An 18405-nucleotide genomic window follows, 5' to 3' on the forward strand; every position below is an offset into this window, starting at 1 on the left:
TTATAATACAATCTCTCTCTTGTTTTAATTTGTCTTTACTTATCATAATCTTATCACATTTTTTAAACATTCAAAATTACAAATCTTTGAAAATTCCCATCTTAAAACATCTTTCCTATCACAACAAGAAGCAGCATGTGAACAGGGTAAAACCAGTAGAAAAAGTATTTGTTTAGCCTTAGTTCAAATTCAACTGGTAGCATTCTAATTAGTAAAATCAGGACTACAGATATTATTGAATAAAACTGGACAGGCCAGCCAATAAGGTGTACTTCAAACCACGTAAGGATACAAAATCCTATCAGTTGCAAAAGCGGCATATCAAAGGATAAGTAAAAAATTAGAATTGACAAAACACCATATATTCCATAGTCCATAGGAACAAAATAAGAGATTGCAAGTGGAATTATAACAAGAAAATACCATCTCTTCTGAATAAAAAATAAAGCTACAGCTGCAAAGAAAAATGTTGCAATCACATTTAGCTCGTATGGGTCCCCTGTCATAAGACTAAACGGAATCTGTGAAACCAGCGCAAATATGAAAAGTCTTTTTAAATACCTCTTAGGATTTGATGTAAACTTAAAACCAGCTGCTACCTGAAAAGCAAAGATAGGAAATGCAATTCGTCCAACTATTCTAAAAAGTACTCTATTGGGAAAATACAAATAACCTATGTGGTCAATTAGCATAGAAGCAGCAGCAATGAGCTTTAAAAGATTGGACTTAGATTTTGTAAGCTTTTTTGACATAAGCATAAACAAAGGTAGTGTATTTAAATTTGAAATTATTTTTTCCACAAATAACTCTCCCTTCAAATTAAAATAAGGTAATTAATTGTATATTTCTACTTTACGAGACTAAAATCCTTTTTAAATATTGTTTACTACCTTAAAGAAATTGTTGCTATAAAAAAATGAGGCTGCCACACTCCCTTTTAATTCAGAAAAGTGCAGCAACCTCGTTTTTTTGAACTTCAAATATTATTCGCACCAAACTTTGCTAAAGTAGTGTTTAAGCTCTTTTGCATCCTTCTTGCTTCCCACTATTTCAAAAGTTCCTGTAAACTTAATGTCCTCTGATGATGCACCTATCATAACCTCAACAACTCCAGGTGTCACTACCCTGTTCATATCATAGTCATAGAACGCAAACAAGTCTGGATAGAGTTCAAATACAACATTCTTCTTCTCACCCGGTTTTAGATGAACTCTCTTGTAGCCTTTTAGCTCTTTGATAGGTCTGGTTACCAAATACTCTTCCTTTCTTGTGTAAAGCTGTACAATCTCGTCTCCTTCGTATTTTCCTGTGTTCTCAATTTCAACAGATATTTTTATGCTCTCGTCCATGCCAATCTTTTCTTTTTCAATAGCAAAGTTTTTGTACTCAAAAGTGGTATATGAAAGCCCATAGCCAAATGGCAAAAGCGGTTTTGTTGACATCTCAACATAATCCCCATGCCAACAAGACTTTCCACCAGATGGTTTGTGTCCATAGTAAACTGGAACCTGACCAACATCTCGTGGGAATGAAATTGCAAGTTTACCACCTGGGTTGTAATCCCCAAACAGAACATCTGCAATAGCATTTGCACCTTCCTCACCTGGGAACCATGCCTCAAGCACAGCTTTGACATTTTCCATAATCCCGTCAAGTGCAACCGGTCTACCATTTACTAAAACCACAACTGTGTTTGGATTTACGCTTACAATCTCTTTTACTAAATCCTCTTGAACGCCAGGCAGTCTTAAAGATGCTCTGTCTCTTGACTCGCCAGATGTACAGTCAAGTCTTAAACCTGCCTTGTCGCCAACAACCAAAATTACCGCATCTGCGTCCGCTGCTGCTTTTTTTGCTTCCTCAAATCCTGACCTATCTTGTGAATTCACATCGCAACCTTTTGCATACACAACTTCAGTATTGCTTGAAACCTTGTCCTTTATCGCTTCAAAAATAGACTTCATGTTGATTACGTTTCTAACAAACTCTTCTTCGTTGCCAACTCCTTTGTCTTCTTTGATGAAGAACATCTCAAGTGTTGCTATATGAGCAGGGTATGAATAGTCACCCAAAAGATTTCTCACAGAATTTGCATTTGGACCAATTACTGCAATCTTCTTTGAATCCTTTGAAAGTGGCAGGAAATTGTCGTTCTTCAAAAGTACCATAGACTCTTGTGCAACTCTTCTTGAAAGCTGTCTCTGTTCTTTGTTATCAAATAGCTCTACAATACCATCAGTTTTGATATATGGATTGTCAAAAAGCCCAAGTCTGAACTTCATCTCTAAAACTCTTTTTACTGCTGCATCAACCAAAGTCATGTCAAATTTGCCTTCTTTTAAAGCTTTTATAAATTCTTCTGTGAAACATTCAATCTTTGGAAGCTCAATGTCAAGCCCTGCCCAAAGTGAAAGTGCTGCTGCCTCTTCATAAGTCTTTACAGACTTGTGATAATCTAAGAGGTTCCTCACACCACTGTAGTCTGAAACATATATTCCGTCAAATCCCCATTCATTTCTTGCTATATCGGTAAGTAATTTTCTGTTAGCATGGCACGGAATCCCGTCAATCTCGTGATATGCAGGCATGATGGACTTCAAGCCCGCAACTTTTACTGCAACCTCAAATGGATAAAGATATACCTCTCTCAGCTCTCTTTCTGGAATGTGGACAGGTGCCCAGTTCATTCCACCTTCTGACATTGCATACCCAACAAAGTGTTTTCCTGTTGCAACAATTCCTTCTTTTATATCATCACCTTGCAACCCTTTTACATAGCTTACTGCCATATTTGCAACAAGGTATGGGTCTTCTCCAAAAGTTTCTTCAACCCTTCCCCAGCGTGCATCTCTTGCAACATCAATCAGCGGTGCTAAAGCTTGATGCGCACCTACCGCCTTCATCTGTGTTCTTATCACTTTTGCAAGTTCTTCAACAATTTCATTGTCAAATGTGCAGGCAACGCCTATGCTCTGTGGAAAAACAGTTGCACCTTTCGCCATAAAGCCCGAGCAAGATTCTTCATGTATCATTGCAGGAATCCCAAGTCGTGTGTTTTCAATCAAGAACTTTTGAATCTCGTTTGCAGTCTTTGCTGCCTCTTGTGGTGACAGATTGCTCGCACCTGCCAGCCTTGTAATCTGCCCAATTCCGTGTGGTATCTTTTCTTTTGCTTTTTGTGGTGAGAATTTGTCATTCTCCAAAATATCTTGTATAAGAATGCTTGTGAGTTGATACACCTTTTCTTCAATTGTCATCTTCTGCAAAAGATCATTCACTTTCTTTTCAATTGACACTTTTTAAAACACCTCCAATTTTTTGGATTTTAAAAGGTTTAAAAAAATGTGCTGGGGGTAGATACCAAATAAAATCAAACAAAATTGAATTTAGAAAACGGTTTCAAATAAATTAAAAATTAAATGTAACTTTTTAAAAGTTACATTATCACACTCTACAATGTGTGCATATTTATTATATCAGTTCTAGTAAACAACTTCAATAAGAAATTGACATGCAAAAATAGGAATTGAATTATTTTCTACTGGATGTTATAATTCTTTGAGAAAATTTACAAATTATCTACGTAAGGGAGGAAATTAACCATGAGAAAGAAAATTGCCTCAGTATTATCCATTCTTCTTTCAATTTGCCTTTTAACAATTTCGTATCAAGCTTCTATTGTAATTGCCCAGACTAAAACAACAGTACCTAATGTTTCTTTAAGAGATGCTTTAGATAATTTAAATAAAGCCTCCAAAATAAGGTATAAACAAAAAACCGTAATAAATCCCGAAAACTATGAACTTGGACTATTGAGCTATCAGGAAGAACTGATTTTAGATAGGAAAAACAATCAAATCTATATCATTTCTCAAACAGATGATACTATATATTTTGTTAAGGATAAAAAGCTTTACATTAAAAGTCCAGCAGACTCTCTTATTTTCTGTGAAGTTCCAGAAAATAGCCAGATGTATAAGTTATTTTTTGCTTCTTCGGGGCTGTCTGAGATAAATCCAGTTTTTGAAAAAAGAGAAAAAAAGATTTATGAGCTTGTTTTAAAACAAAAAACAGTAATTAACGAAACTTATCTGAATATTCGCAACACAAAAATCCCTGTGTACAAGGTCAAGGTCCAAATACCTGCTAAATATTTTGAAGGTATAATGAAAGAGTATCTAAAGTCGTACTCCCTTGAAAGATTAAAGATTCTAAATCCTAAATATTCGTGAAGCCACCCACGACTGAAGTCGCGGGCTTCCTGCTTCATTGACCGGGCTTGCTACTGGGGATACCCCAGCAGTAGAGGTCCAGTCTCCACAGACATTGCCTTGAATTGGCTCGGACCGCCCCAGCCCTACCTGCTATTCTCGACAGCTACAGTAATACCCAGTTGTAACAACCCCTGCTTCAGTATGTTTCTGGCTGCGTTCTCATCCCTATCATGTACTACTCCACAACCTGGACATTGCCATGTCCTTATTTTTAAGTCCTTTAGCGCTTCATTTCTATATCCACAATTGCTGCAAATCTGGGATGAGGGAAAATTTGATGGTACCTTTAGAAATATCCTGTTATACCTCTTCGATTTGTATTCCAGCATCTCCACAAATTTTGACCATGATACATCCATAATACTCTTTGCCAAATGATGATGCCTCACAAGATTTTTTACTTTTAAGTCTTCACAAATTATTGCTTGGTTTTCGCAAATAATCTGTGAAGACCATTTGTGCAGAAAATCTATCCTGATATTTGCTACCTTTTCATACAGTTTTGCAAGTTTCTTTCTTGTTTTCTCAAAGTTATTGCTACCAACCTTCTTTCTCGAAAGTTCTCTCTGTACTTTTTTTATTTTTCTTTCGTACTTTGCAAGGATTTTAGGATTTTCGACATGTCTGCCACTGCTGTCTACAAAGAAGTCTTTGACTCCAAGGTCTAAAGCAATCGCAAAGTTTGGTGGTGTCTCATTTATCTTCGGGTTTTCTATTTTGTCCTGTTCTATCGTTATAGATACATAATACTTCCCGGTTGGGAACAGTTTTATAGTTGCTGTTTTAATTTTGCCGTCAAAAGTTCTGTGAATTCTTGCTTTTACCCAGCCGAGTTTGGGAAGTTTTATTCTACCCCAGCAGCGGTTTAGTTTGGTATTGTTAGCTAATCTCCCAAAGTCCACTTGAATATTGTTGTTTGTGAAGTTCGTTGTGTATGAAAAGTAGTGCGATTTCTTTCTCTTAAACTTTGGATATTTAGCTTGTATTCTGAAAAATCTTTTAAATGCTTGTTCAAGATTCTTAATTTCGTTTTCAAGTGCAAACTTGTCCACTTCCTTAAGCCATGGATACTCTCTTTTGAGATGTTGCTGCAGTTGTCTTATCCATGTAAAAGCATTTGGTGATTTCTTCTGTTCTTGATAAACTTCTTTCTGGTACGCAAGAAAATAATTCCATATAAATCTGACACAACCAAAGGTTTTCTTCAGTTGTCTTTCCTGTTCTTTCGTGGGGTATAGCCTGTATCTGTATGTGATTATCATTTGAAATACTTCTCCTTTTGAGAATTAATATACTCTCTTATTTGCTCTTCAGTATTTTCACTCACTGTTGCAACAAAGTATGAAGGATTCCATAAATGTCCGCCCCAGAGTTTAGTTTATGGCCCTGATTTGTTTCCATTGCTATTATTTCAAACCCCTGTTCTTTTGCTATCTCAAAAAGTATTTCTTTTAATTTTGTATCTATTTCTCCCTGCAGAATTTTATGACTGTATTTTACACACCAAACTATATGGTACTGAATGGAATATACATATCCCCTTCCATGGTGAACTGCTGCCATTTTGTGTCATTTCCTTTGCATATATTATAATATATGCAAAGGAGATTAACAAGCATCTATTGTAGTTTTATCTAATATTGCAATTACATAATGATAACGCCTTTACTCATGTCTGAAGACACAAGTAGACAGGCGTTAACCTTATCAATATTGAGGTAAAAGAATTAACCTCTTAGAAATTACGCGAGCTCTATTTAAGATTTTTATAATAAAGCACTGCAAGCTGAGTTCTGTTCTCCAAGTTTAATTTTTCTAACATAACCGACATGTAATTTCTCACTGTGCCCTCTGTTAAAAAGAGGGCTTTTGCTATTTCCTTATTTGGAAAGCCTTCTGTAACAAGCTTTATAATCTCTTTTCCCTATCAGTTAAATCAAACTTTTCTAAGCAGGACTTCTTGCTTTTTTCACTTAAAAAAGGTGGCAAGACCTTTGCAATCTCTTTGTCAAGCATAAGCCTGCTTTGTAAAATTGCATTGATTGACTCTGCTAAGTTTTCAGAAGAGCTACTTTTTGGTTGGTATATAATATCCATCTGCACCGCAAGAAAATGCTTGTTTGATAAACTCATCACTTTTGAATGTTGTAAAATTATCACCCTCAGGAAATTTATATACACTTTGCTTGAAAGGACATATACGCCCTAAAAGAAACAACCCCACTAAAGGGCAAAAAATATCTTTCTTTCATCAGTACAACATTTTCTATTTTCTTCAACGTCAACACACACTTTTGTTGTTGACCGTGCTGCCAAACTACTGCTTTAAAGCTTTCCCCTCACACCTCAAACATAGTTTTAAGAAGTGCTGTGCCTGTTTTTGTCTTAAAGTATTTTTCCTTGACCTGCTTTATAGCCTCTTTTGACATCTCATCTTCGTAGATATTTACAATAAAATCAGCCTCTACTAAAATCTGAAAATCTATATCATCTATCTTGTGATAGGAATGATGATTGCCAATTAAAAAAAGAATTCTTTCTAATGTTTTTTGGTCTATATCAAAGCCATCTAAAATACTTTTTGCAACCTCTGGTCCTTCTATTTCTTGAAGATGCCCAGCAGTAGAACCATACTTTTGTTCACAAACCTTTATACCAATGTCATGAAGTATAGCTGCTATCTCTAAAATCTGCTGTTTACTATCATCTAACCCTTCCATTTTGCCAATCAGCCTTGCAAATGATAATACCTTTATTGCATGGTTTATTCTTCGCACGTCCGTTTTAAAGTATTTTATCATTTCAAATAAAATCTTTTCAATATCCAAAAGCAAAACCCCCTCTTTTGAGAAAAATAATATAAAGCGGCCAATGGCAAAAACAAAATTACCACTGGCCACCTAAAAAATTTTTTATTAATAAGCATAGAGCTTTCCGTAAGGACGCTTGTTGTATGGAATTAGCTTATAAAACGGCTTTGACATTATAAATTCTTTGCTGTAGCCAAAGTATTTTACAAACTCTGTTACGTACTTGTCTATAAACTTGTAATCTTCTTCCTCCATATCAACTATCTTCACTTCTTTTCCCAGCTGATACGGCTGAAGCTGGCCTCTTAAATACATGACTCCGCCGTGCATACCAGTTCCACAATAAAGCCCTGTTATCTCCTCATCTTCCTTTAAAGTAAGGCCAAGTACAATAATCCTTCCACCTGCCATGTACTCACCCAAAAAATCTCCCGCCTTGCCACCAACAACAAGTACAGGCACTTTGTCCATATACTCTTTCATGTGAATTCCAACTCTGTATCCAACATCGCCTTTAATAAATATCTCACCACCGCGCATACCATAGCCTATAATATCCCCTGCTGAGCCATGAACTATGATTTTGCCTGCGTTCATAGTATTGCCAATACCGTCTTGACCGTTTGCAAAAACCTCTATTGTAAGCCCGTTCATAAAGGCTGCCATATCATTGCCAGGGGTGCCATAGATGTTAAGTTTTCTGTCTGGGAAAGTTAGCCCATCACCTATATAGCGTTGACCGTTTACGTTTATCAAATCTATCTGTTTATACCCCTCATTTAGGGCATTTTCAATCATCTCATTGAGTTCTTTGTAGTGTATACCCTTTGCATCTATTGTAAGTTTACCTTTATCTGCCATTTTAAGCTTTTGCACCCCCTAAAATCTTCTCTTGCCTCAGCTCTTTTGGCAAATCTAAGTATCCAAAATCATCGTCAAGGAGTCTGTGCTTTATGCTCTCAACATTTAAGCCCTCTTTTATCATGTTTGTTATCATACCAGCTCTGTCAATTGAGTTTATAAACATAAACCCTAAAACACGACCGTTTTTGATGTAAATCTTTCTATAGCTATTTTTTTCTTTATCATGCTTTACAAGAACCTCTATATCATCTGAGTTTGGCATGACAATTCCTGCTGTTATCATATGCACATCAAAAAATCCTATAGAGTTCATTGGAAAGCCTCTGTCAAATGTCTTTTCAACTCCTGCCATATTATAACCTGCAGTCTCGCCCTGATTGTACGCATTTGGCCAAATAGGAATTACTCTTTGCTGCTGATAGACGCAGTCATACCCCTCTGCGCAGTCACCTGCTGCATATACATCTTCAATGTTTGTCCTCATATGATCATCTACAACAATTCCACGGTTGATTTTGAGCTCTGTCCCTTTCAAAAAGTCAATGTTTGGAACAACACCTATGGCAAACACAACTATGTCGGTATCTAAAACCTCACCATTTTTCAGCTTTACTTTTTCAACCTTGCCATCCCCAATTATCTCATCAACAGATGTTTCAAGCTTAAAAACAATCCCGTGTTTTTCCAGTTCATCCTGAACTATCTTTGATGCCTCTAAATCCAAGATAGAGCCCAAAATCCTGTTTGCAAGCTCAACAACTGTAACCTCTAAGCCCCTTTTGATAAGCGCCTCTGCTGCTTTAAGACCAGAAAGTCCCGCACCAATAACTGTTGCCTTTTTTGCACCATTCTTGATAGCCACATCTATGGCCTTTACATCGTCAAACTTGATAAATGTAAAGACATTTTTTAGCTCAAATCCTTTTGTAAGTGGCACAAAAGGCTTCCCACCTGTTGCAATAAGGAGCTTATCGTATTTTACTTTACTTCCATCATCAAGCACAACCTCTTTGTTTTTGAAGTCAACTGAGACTGCTCTTTTGCCAAGGATTGCTTCTACCTTGTTCTTTTCGTAATAATCCTCATCCCTTATATACATCTTGTTCTCGTCAACTTTCCCACCAAGATAGTATGAAATAAGTGGTCTTGAATACACCCTGTACTTTTCATCTGAGATTACAACAATAGGGTTTTGGAGATCTACTTTTCTTATCGCCTCAATACAGCCACAGGCTGCAACAGAGTTTCCTATTATAACATATCTCATCTTGCTTCATTTCCCCCTTTTTTACACCTCTTTGATTACAAGTGCCTCGTTCGGGCAGTTCTTCACGCACGCAGGCTCGCCAAGTTCTAAGCACAAATCACACTTGGATGCTGCTTTTTTGTTCTCCCCACGCCTTACTGCCCCGTGCGGACATGCCATTATACACGACCAGCAGCCGACACACTTTTCCTCATCGCAGATGACTCTTCCGTCTTCAAGCTTTTTCATAGCACCTGTGATACAAGCTTTAGTGCAGGGGGCATCGTCGCAATGTCTGCATTGCAGTGCAAAGGTTGTCCACTCACCACTTTTTTCCTCAACTAAAATCCTTGGAGTTGGTTTTGAATCCCTATGTTTGTTGTAAAGTTTTATAAGCTCATGGGCCTTCACAGTTGGCTTTTTGTATTTAGAATGGGCATACACACAGTAGACCTCGCACAAATGGCAGCCCACACACACCTCTTCTTTTGGAAATATCTTCTTTGCCACCTTTTTAGACCCCCTCTCCTGCATGCTTCACACCTAAGATCTCCATCTCTTTTTCTGTAAGTCCTACTGCTCGAAGCATAAGTCTATTTCCTCTCAAGCTCTCCAAAGCATTTATCCCCATCAGACCCAGCATCTCTTTTATCTCATGAGCCCATGCACGAAGCAAGTTTGCTGCTCTTCTTGCACCAATCTCTGGATTTAGTCTTTTTACCAAAACAGGGTCCTGTGTTGCAATACCCCAGTTGCACTTTCCAGTGTGGCACTTTTGGCAAACGTGGCACCCCAAGGAAATTAGCGCTGCTGTTCCAATGAAAACAGCATCAGCACCAAGTGCAATGGCTTTTACAACATCTGCGCTGTTTCTGATTGAACCTGCAACAATGATTGACACCTGATTTCTAATTCCTTCTTCTCTAAGTCTTGAGTCCACCGCTGCCAAAGCCAGCTCAATAGGTATACCAACATTATCTCTTATTCTAAGCGGTGCTGCACCTGTTCCGCCTCTGACACCGTCTATTGTGATAAAGTCAGCGCCAGCTCTTGCAATACCAGAGGCAATTGCTGCAACGTTGTGAACTGCTGCAATCTTGACACCAACTGGTTTTGTGTAGTTTGTTGCCTCTTTTAGCGCAAAAATGAGCTGTCTTAAGTCTTCAATTGAATAAATATCATGGTGTGGTGCTGGTGAGATTGCATCAGAACCAATTGGAATCATCCTTGTTCTTGATACCTCTTCACCAACCTTCTCACCAGGAAGGTGCCCGCCAATCCCTGGTTTTGCACCCTGACCTATCTTTATCTCAATTGCCGCACCTGCATTCAAATAGTCAACATCAACTCCAAATCTTCCTGATGCGCACTGAACTATTGCTCTTTCTTTGTACTTGTAAAGCTTTTGATGAAGGCCACCTTCACCTGTATTCCAGTATGTTCCTACCTCAACTGCTGCTGCCGCCAAAGACTCGCAAGCATTGAGTGAAATAGAGCCAAACGACATCGCAGAAAACATAATAGGTACTTCTAACTCAAGCTGTGGCGGAAGTTTGGTTTTAAGATTACCATTTTCATCAAACTCAAGCTTGTCAGGTTTTCTACCAATAAAGGTTTTAAGCTCCATCGGCTCTCTCAGCGGGTCAATCGACGGATTTGTAACTTGGCTTGCGTTTATTAAGAGTCTATCCCAGTAAATTGGTATTGGCTTGTCATTTCCCATACCAGTTAAAAGTATCCCGCCTGTTTCTGCTTGTTTGTATATTTCATTTATATAAGAAGGTAGCCAGTTTGCATTCTCTTTGAATGCATTTTCTGTCTTTTTGATTGTCAGCGCCTTTGTTGGGCACATTACAACACATCTGTGGCATGCAACGCATTTTGAAGAATCTGCAACCACTCTGTCTTCTTCTTCATCATATTCATGAACTTCGTTTGCGCACTGTCTCACACATACTTTACAGCGAATACACTTTAGCTCGTCCCTTACGACCTCAAATTCGTTTTCATATAGCGAAATCATACTATCACCCCTTCGTCCAAAGTAACATAAACAGCTTCGCCACCCTTTGGCATCCAGACCTTTTCTGGATCCTTGCAAATCTCTCTAATAGCCGACTCTTCTGATGCAACATACACAAAATCGCCTTTTTGTGCTGCAACCAGCGGTCTTAGCTTTATCCTATCATTTAATGCTAATATTCCGTTTGAGAAACCTAAAATGATAGAAAATGGTCCATTTACAAGGCATGATTGATAAACTATCCTGATAGCTCTCAGCTTATCTCTTTCTTGTTCGCTTTGCCTGTCGATCACACTCCAAAACGGCGCTGCTAACGCTTTTGTTGCAATCTCAACAGGAAGTCTGTGCCTTCTTAGAAGAAGGTCAAAAAGATATGCCATGACCTCGGTGTCTGTCCTGAGTGTACATTTGTATCCAAACATCTCTAAGTACCTATAATTTGTGCCATATGACGAAATCTCGCCATTGTGGACAATTGACCAGTCAAGCAGCGTAAACGGATGCGCACCGCCCCACCAACCAGGTGTGTTTGTCGGAAATCTTGAGTGCGCTGTCCAGATGTATGCTTTGTACTCATCAATTCTGAAAAACTCGCCTATGTCCTCGGGATATCCAACTCCTTTGAATGCCCCCATGTTCTTACCGCTTGAAAAGACATATGCACCATCAATCTGGCTGTTTATGAACATAACACTGTCCACCACAAAGTCCTCTTCTGTTTTTTCTGTGTCTCTCAACCTTTTTTCAAGAGGTTTTACAAAATATCGCCAAACAATTGGAGCGTTCTGAATACTTGAAACCTTTCTTGTTGGAATTACTTCACTTTCTAATATCTCAAAGTTCTGGTTTAAAAAGTGCTCCGTATCTTCTTTTGCCTTTATATCATCAAAAAATAGATGAAAAGCATACCAGTCTTTCCTGTCAGGATAGATTCCATAAGCTGCAAACCCACCACCAAGTCCATTCCCTCTCTCTTTCATAATTGCAATGGAATTTATAATGTCTGTGCCAGAAACCCTCACACCTTTTTTGTTAATAAACCCAGAAATAGCACAACCTGATGGAATCCTAACTTGCCCTTCTCTTAACAATTTTTATACCTCCTGTATATAAATTGAAATTTTATTTACATTTCTTCTCTTTTTTGATAAAATCTTAATATATTTTGCATTCAAAGAACAACAATAATACATGTATACAATGTGTTAAATTTAATTATAGCAGCAAATTCTTAAACAATCAATAATAAATTGAGGTGAATTTTTTGCTTCTTGCAAGTTGAGAATAAAAAACTTGCAATTTTGGTACAGAACTTGCAAAACATTGGGTGTTAAAATAAAAAACAAAAAATTTTGAATATATCTTCTAATTGCAATGATTATAAGTTAGAATTTAAGTATAACATACTGAAGAGAAAAAATGAATTTTTGAGGTGAGAAAATGCCAAAACGAAACATAAACGAGCAGCCATTATTGTTTGGTGACCCAGGATTTTCCTCGTGGGGAATTGCTTATTATAAAAAAGGACAAAAAAACATTGTAGAAAGACATACACACGACTGTGATGAGTACTATTTTGTACTCGAAGGAAAACTGAAAGTGATTTCAGAAGATAAGGAATACATACTTGAAAAAGGTGACATGCTCTGGACAAGGATGGGTGATTTTCATGAAATTGTAGAAGCTTTAGAGGACACAACAATGTTTTGGCTGGAAGGTCCTCTTATGGGCAAAAGGCGAAAAGGCCATCAGTATGAGCTATGAAAAAAAACATGAGCTGCCACAACTAAAGAGGTATAAATATTTCATTTTCGTTTAAGTTTATTATAATGCTGTAAATTAAATCACGTATTTTAGCAAACAAAATATAAAGGGTAACTGCACCTACGATAGCAGAGCAGTTACCCTAAATTTTTGCAGTCTCTTAGATAGCTGAAAGATAATCATCAAATAAAATGTTTATAATACTATTCCAACCATCAAAACTCTCAAAAACAAATGGCGCGCCCAAGAGGATTCGAACCCCTGACCTACGGATTAGAAGTCCGTTGCTCTATCCAGCTGAGCTATGGGCGCGCATTTAAATGGTGCGCCATTAGGGACTCGAACCCCAGACCCGCTGATTAAGAGTCAGCTGCTCTACCAACTGAGCTAATGGCGCACCTGTTATTTTTTTATTAAATTAAATGGAGCTGGCGATGGGACTCGAACCCGCAACCTGCCGATTACAAGTCGGCTGCTCTACCGATTGAGCTACGCCAGCACCATTTTTAGCCTTAGTGGTGGAGGGGGTTGGATTCGAACCAACGAAGCCTGCGGCAACAGATTTACAGTCTGCCCCCTTTGACCACTTGGGTACCCCTCCATTTTTTACTCTCTTGTTTTTTAAGAGTCGACGTTTTTGTATTTTAGCATAGGCTTTACCTTTCTGTCAATACCCTTTTTAACAATCTATTCTAATGGTCGGGGTGAGAGGACTTGAACCTCCGGCCCCATGGTCCCAAACCACGTGCTCTACCAAGCTGAGCTACACCCCGCCATCAGCATTTATATAATAGCACCATTTTTGATTTTCGTCAAGAGGGGGGAATGAGGAATTTTTAACTTCCTTATATGATAGCAAACATGGTATAATTCTATAATGTCTACAATATAAATCAAAATAATAGCATTTGGAGGAATGAAAAATGCAGCATATCTTTAGCAAGGTGAGAAAAGCTGTAGAAGATTTTGAAATGATAGAAGAAGGAGACAAGATTGCAGTTGGTGTTTCTGCCGGAAAAGATAGTCTCACTATGCTCTACACTTTGAGCTTCATGAGAAGATTTTACCCCAAAAAGTTTGATGTTGTTGCTATCACGGTTGATATGGGATTTGAGGGAATGGATTTTTTGCCAATCAAAGAATTTTGTGATAAAATAGATGTTGAATTTCATCTTGTGCCATCGCAAATAAAGCAGATTGTGTTTGACATTAGAAAAGAAGAAAATCCTTGCTCGCTTTGTGCAAACCTTCGGCGTGGAATACTTAACTCAACAGCAAAAAGTCTTGGTTGTAACAAGGTTGCGCTCGGCCATCACTTGGATGACGTGGTTGAAACGTTTTTCCTGAGCCTCTTTTTTGAAGGAAGAATCTATTGTTTTTCACCAAAGACATACCTTGACAGAACTCAAATTACAACTATAAGACCTATGATTTATTTAAAAGAACATGACTTGAGGGCTGCTGCAAGAAAACTTGAGCTTCCCGTAATCACAAACCCATGTCCTGCAAATGGAAAAACTAACAGGCAAAGAATGAAAGAGTTTGTAAAAAGCTTAAAACAGTTTCATCCCGCCACCAAGGATTTGGTCTTCAATGCTATAAAGAGAAATATATGGGGATTAAAAGACTAAACTTTTGCAATTTTCATCACAAAAGACTGGAGGCAAGTGTGAAGATGAAAAAGTTTTTAAGTTTTATCTCTTTTGCGACAATTTTGTCCTTCATCCTATCAGCATTTGCAAAGCCGTATACAGAAATCTTGAGATTTAAAACCACACAGCAGATTGCTCCTCGTACATATTATGAAAAGTATGAACTTTTGACAGATGAAGGGTTTGTGGATATAAATTGCATAAAGCTTGACCTTATAGATGGTGGATTTGACTTTGATGTGGTAAAGTCAAAAGTTGCGAACACCGGTGATTTTGTATATAACATGGTTTCAAGTCAAATCGACAAAAACCCTATTGCTGCAATAAACGCAAACTTCTTTTACACAAACACCAAGACAAATTACAATAAGATTTGGCCAATTGGAATTTCTGTATCAGGTGGCAAGATTATATCTTCACCAAATAACAAGCAAAATACCTTCCCAGCATTTGTATATACAACCTCAAATGAAATTCTTTTTGACTATATAAATGGTCTTTCATACAAGCTTGTAAACTTAGATTCTGGTTATGAATTCAAGATTGCACATGTAAACAAGTTCACAGGCGATTTGACATACCCTATTTTGTTCACAGGGGACTATGTTCAAAAAACCATCGGGAACAAGTACAAGGGAATTGTGGAGCTTATCATAAAAGATGGCATCATCAAAGATATCAGAGAAGAAGAGCAGGCTGTTGCCTTGGACAAGAGCGAATATCTTTTGGCGGCAACAGGAAACTATGCAAAAAACCTGAAAGCAAACTTCAAAGTGGGCGACAAAGTAAGTTTAAAGATAGACCTTTCCATTCCACTTGAGAAAATAAAAGCTGCGGCATCTGGTAATACCTTCTTGTTAAAAGACGGCAAAATACCATCTTTTACACATGAGATTGCAGGAAGGCATCCACGATCTGCAATTGGCATTGACAAAACCGGTCGATACCTCTATCTTGTTGCAGTTGACGGGCGAAATGGAAAGAGCATTGGTGCAACTCAAGGCGAGCTTGCAAGATTCTTGCAGTCAATTGGCGTGTGGACAGCCATAAACCTTGATGGCGGGTATTCCACACAGCTTATTGCAAAGGACAATGATGGAAAGTACAAAGCTTTTTATAACACAGGTGAGACCCGAAGGGTCTTTGATTCAATAGCAGCTTTTTACAAATACAGGGATGATAAAATTGCCACATTTTATATAGACTGTCCTGACAGGGTCTTTGCAGGCGAAGAGTATCCTATAAAGGTATATGCAAAGGACAGATTTTACAATACAATTACATATGATGCTGTATATTTGAAGGTATACCAAGATGCTTACGAGATAGACATAAAAGATGGCATATTTACTCCTTACAAAGATGGTGTTGTTACAATATCTTGTGTGTATGAAGATGTGTACCAGAAAGCTTTTGCACAAAAAAAGATTTCGGTGTACAAACCGGAGATTTTGACCACAAATAAAAAGCAGCTTTACCTTTTGCCCGGTGAGTCGGCAAGGCTAAGGTTTTATATAAAAGATAAGCTTGGCCACTTTAAAGAGATAGACCCAAGAAAAGTTCAAGTAGAAAAAAATCCTGCTTTTGAGTTCAAAGACGGAAGTTTTATAGCAAAATCTAATTTTAGAGGCTTTGTAACATTTTCTTACAAGGATTTAAAATGCAGTATACCCGTTGGAATAGGTGAGACTTTACAGCTTCTTAGGTCGTTTGATTACCTTGCCTTGAGCTGGCCAAAAGGTGTTTCGATGTTTCTTTCATCAAAGAACAAGACACAAGGAAAATATTCAAATAAGGTCTATTTCAGCGTCTCATCGACAAAAGGCAAAAGCTTTAAGCTCAACTTTAAAACTCCTGTCGACCTTACAAACATAAGTAAAATTTCATTTGACCTTTGCGCAAAAAATGTCAAAGTATACCTTGGCTTTAAAATGCCAAATGGCACTCAAAAAGAGGTTGAAATACCTCAGAGCAAAAGCGACAATTTTAAAAGCTATTCCTTGAATGTAGAGAGTTACAAAACTTTAGACTATATTTTGCTCATCCCTCAAAAAACACAAGGTTATATCTGGATTGACAATCTGAAAGGTAATGTTGTAAATTTACCGCCTGTTGAAGCTATAAACCAGTATGTTGCAAAGTTCGATAGTAAGCTTGCAAAATCGTCTGTAATTTTACTGACAAAGAGTTTTGAAAGTCTGCCAAGTGACACCAAGAAAAAGGTAGAATCCAATCTTGGCAGCTATTTGAAATGTTACAATCTTGAAAAGGGCAATCCACCATATGAAAAGAATGAAAAGTTTAACATAGTATTTTTAAGAACCAAAAGTGGTTCAATTTTGGATTTTTCGTTCTATCAGTGGATTAGGATTAAAAATCTATCAGCTGAGAAAAAACCACTGATTGTTGTTTTGGACATCCCCTTTGAAAGTCTCAAGCAAAATGAAAAAGATATACTCATAAGACTTTTAAAATCAAGAAAAGCGCCATCAATGATCATCTGCACCACGAGTGATTACACCCGTGTAGAAAGATACGATACTCTTTACATCGGCTATGCATCATCAAATGCCCTGCTTGCAAAATCAAGTACAAAAAGTGTAAACCTTGCATGTGATGTTGAAAAAGGTTACATTTACCTTGCAAGAGGGTATTAAAAACGGGATTTTTAAAAATAACATAAAGCCTCTCTCTTGGATTTTCTTATATTCTAATCAAGAGAGAGGTTTTTTGTTTTTCGTAAATTCTTTTACTATTGGAATTACTATTGATATTTAAAGTATCACGTTAAATCCTTTATTTTTCGGAGTAGCTCTTTTTTAACTCTAACTCATTTTCACCTCTTTTAAATCATTTTCTGCAATAAACTCTATAAGTTATGTTATGTTGTTTATACATTTTTTACTTTTCGAATAACAATCCATGATAGAAAAATTCCGATAAATGCATAAGCAATTCTGTTTGTTAACAAAATGTTTAAAGACCAATCTGAAAAAGTTTTGCCTCTTGAAGCATTAATAAATGGAGATAAAAAGCGAAAACTTCCAAATGTAATCAACTCTGATAATATCAGTCCCCAGCAAACAGTATAGGTTATTACTCTGCTGCGTGAATAATAAAGAATAACAAGAGATAAACCTATAAAAAAAATGATAGTTGGTAACACCCTCAAAAATATTTCAAAATACGAAATAGGAACATAAGACTTTTTGTAAAAATTTTCTAATTGAATCAAACAATCATCTATTATTTTTTTTCCCAACATTGAACCAGTGACTAAAGTTAAACACGTTGGTAATACCGCAATCTTAAATTTTGTTAAAAAAGCATTTTTATAACCATAATAATATACCTTAATTAGATTAATAATTCCACCCTCAAAATCATCACCAAAAAATTCTACCAACCACACAACTGTCAAAGCTGCAATTATTTTTTCATAATAAACAAATAACACAGTCATATATCGCTCTGTTGTAAAATGATTTGGGTCTAAAAAATGAATTTTTATATTAGTTGCATCCCCAACCGTATAATGCTTAATTAAAGGAGCAAATAGCAACAAAAGGCTGACAATAGCTATACCTAAAATCTTAAATAACCCTGCAGCTTTAACAAAAAGTTTTATGCTGCTCATTGAAAACTTCCATCCCCTTTTAGATTAAGAGTCAAATAATAAGCATCACTAAGTGTGGGCAAACATTCCTCAACATTTCCAAGCGCTGGCTTTTGGAGACTATAGACTTTTATTTCTATATACTTGCCAAAATCT

At 37.1% G+C, this 18405-nt stretch carries 16 protein-coding genes, 5 tRNA genes and 1 pseudogene; 4 read left to right on the forward strand and 18 right to left on the reverse strand.

Annotation, left to right across the window (positions count from 1 at the left end; genetic code table 11):
- Positions 1–101: 101 nt before the first annotated feature.
- Together H964_RS04390 and H964_RS04395 are read right to left on the reverse strand one after the other, a co-directional pair.
- The gene (locus tag H964_RS04390; protein WP_011916160.1) at positions 102–800 is read right to left on the reverse strand and encodes a TraX family protein; all 699 of its coding nucleotides are present in this window, start codon (positions 798–800) and stop codon (positions 102–104) included.
- Between the two features lie 183 nt (positions 801–983).
- Entirely contained in the window at positions 984–3296 is a 2313-nt protein-coding gene (locus H964_RS04395; RefSeq protein WP_039765014.1) for a glycoside hydrolase family 3 N-terminal domain-containing protein, read from the reverse strand.
- A gap of 306 nt (positions 3297–3602) precedes the next feature.
- Here H964_RS04395 and H964_RS04400 point away from each other — a divergent pair, with 306 nt between their 5' ends.
- Complete coding sequence (locus H964_RS04400) at positions 3603–4232, forward strand: hypothetical protein (RefSeq protein WP_237738193.1); 630 nt, start codon at positions 3603–3605, stop codon at positions 4230–4232.
- Between the two features lie 125 nt (positions 4233–4357).
- Here the strand turns inward: H964_RS04400 and tnpB are convergent, their stop codons facing one another.
- From tnpB to H964_RS04445, 10 genes and pseudogenes are all read right to left on the reverse strand, one after another.
- Positions 4358–5536, reverse strand: a complete 1179-nt coding sequence (gene tnpB / locus H964_RS04405; protein WP_039765017.1) for an IS200/IS605 family element RNA-guided endonuclease TnpB — start codon at positions 5534–5536, stop codon at positions 4358–4360.
- Positions 5533–5837: pseudogene (locus H964_RS04410) on the reverse strand (transposase). The gene tnpB and the pseudogene H964_RS04410 overlap by 4 nt, the downstream one beginning before the upstream one ends.
- 190 nt (positions 5838–6027) lie before the next feature.
- On the reverse strand, positions 6028–6189 hold the full coding sequence (locus H964_RS13305; RefSeq protein ID WP_083931441.1) for a response regulator transcription factor: 162 nt from the start codon (positions 6187–6189) through the stop codon (positions 6028–6030).
- The gene (locus tag H964_RS12665; RefSeq protein ID WP_202804050.1) at positions 6183–6371 is read right to left on the reverse strand and encodes a response regulator transcription factor; all 189 of its coding nucleotides are present in this window, start codon (positions 6369–6371) and stop codon (positions 6183–6185) included. The genes H964_RS13305 and H964_RS12665 overlap by 7 nt, the downstream gene beginning before the upstream one ends.
- 242 nt (positions 6372–6613) lie before the next feature.
- A complete protein-coding gene (locus H964_RS04420) occupies positions 6614–7075 on the reverse strand; it encodes an HD domain-containing protein (RefSeq protein ID WP_083931447.1) in 462 nt (153 codons plus the stop codon).
- Between the two features lie 114 nt (positions 7076–7189).
- Positions 7190–7945: a hypothetical protein gene (locus H964_RS04425; RefSeq protein ID WP_039765025.1), complete on the reverse strand. Its 756-nt coding sequence runs from the start codon at positions 7943–7945 to the stop codon at positions 7190–7192.
- Position 7946: 1 nt separating this feature from the next.
- Positions 7947–9215 (reverse strand): NAD(P)/FAD-dependent oxidoreductase, encoded by a 1269-nt coding sequence (locus H964_RS04430; RefSeq protein WP_039765027.1) that lies wholly within the window; start codon positions 9213–9215, stop codon positions 7947–7949.
- Positions 9216–9236: 21 nt separating this feature from the next.
- A complete protein-coding gene (locus tag H964_RS04435) occupies positions 9237–9704 on the reverse strand; it encodes a 4Fe-4S dicluster domain-containing protein (RefSeq protein WP_083931443.1) in 468 nt (155 codons plus the stop codon).
- A gap of 4 nt (positions 9705–9708) precedes the next feature.
- Positions 9709–11217 (reverse strand): glutamate synthase-related protein, encoded by a 1509-nt coding sequence (locus H964_RS04440; protein WP_011916151.1) that lies wholly within the window; start codon positions 11215–11217, stop codon positions 9709–9711.
- Positions 11214–12308: a class II glutamine amidotransferase gene (locus H964_RS04445; protein WP_039765031.1), complete on the reverse strand. Its 1095-nt coding sequence runs from the start codon at positions 12306–12308 to the stop codon at positions 11214–11216. The genes H964_RS04440 and H964_RS04445 overlap by 4 nt, the downstream gene beginning before the upstream one ends.
- A 349-nt stretch (positions 12309–12657) precedes the next feature.
- On the opposite strand from H964_RS04445, the gene H964_RS04450 reads away from it, so the two are divergent.
- Positions 12658–12981: a cupin domain-containing protein gene (locus tag H964_RS04450; protein ID WP_011916124.1), complete on the forward strand. Its 324-nt coding sequence runs from the start codon at positions 12658–12660 to the stop codon at positions 12979–12981.
- Positions 12982–13216: 235 nt separating this feature from the next.
- On the opposite strand, the gene H964_RS04455 is transcribed toward H964_RS04450, so the two are convergent.
- The 5 genes from H964_RS04455 to H964_RS04475 form a co-directional block, all read right to left on the reverse strand.
- Positions 13217–13293 (reverse strand) — tRNA-Arg (locus tag H964_RS04455).
- A 9-nt stretch (positions 13294–13302) separates the two neighbouring features.
- Positions 13303–13378, reverse strand: a tRNA-Lys gene (locus tag H964_RS04460).
- A 26-nt stretch (positions 13379–13404) separates the two neighbouring features.
- Positions 13405–13480 (reverse strand) — tRNA-Thr (locus tag H964_RS04465).
- Positions 13481–13497: 17 nt separating this feature from the next.
- Positions 13498–13582, reverse strand: a tRNA-Tyr gene (locus tag H964_RS04470).
- Positions 13583–13677: 95 nt separating this feature from the next.
- Positions 13678–13754 (reverse strand) — tRNA-Pro (locus H964_RS04475).
- Between the two features lie 150 nt (positions 13755–13904).
- Here H964_RS04475 and H964_RS04480 point away from each other — a divergent pair.
- Together H964_RS04480 and H964_RS04485 are read left to right on the forward strand one after the other, a co-directional pair.
- A complete protein-coding gene (locus H964_RS04480; RefSeq protein WP_039765035.1) occupies positions 13905–14612 on the forward strand; it encodes a tRNA 2-thiocytidine biosynthesis TtcA family protein in 708 nt (235 codons plus the stop codon).
- A gap of 44 nt (positions 14613–14656) precedes the next feature.
- Entirely contained in the window at positions 14657–17290 is a 2634-nt protein-coding gene (locus H964_RS04485; protein ID WP_039765055.1) for a phosphodiester glycosidase family protein, read from the forward strand.
- A 233-nt stretch (positions 17291–17523) separates the two neighbouring features.
- Here H964_RS04485 and H964_RS04490 read toward each other — a convergent pair whose 3' ends face one another.
- A complete protein-coding gene (locus H964_RS04490; RefSeq protein WP_039765038.1) occupies positions 17524–18270 on the reverse strand; it encodes a hypothetical protein in 747 nt (248 codons plus the stop codon).
- Positions 18271–18405 lie beyond the last annotated feature (135 nt).

This window comes from Caldicellulosiruptor sp. F32, assembly GCF_000404025.1.
Classification (GTDB): Bacteria; Bacillota; Thermoanaerobacteria; order Caldicellulosiruptorales; family Caldicellulosiruptoraceae; genus Caldicellulosiruptor; species Caldicellulosiruptor saccharolyticus.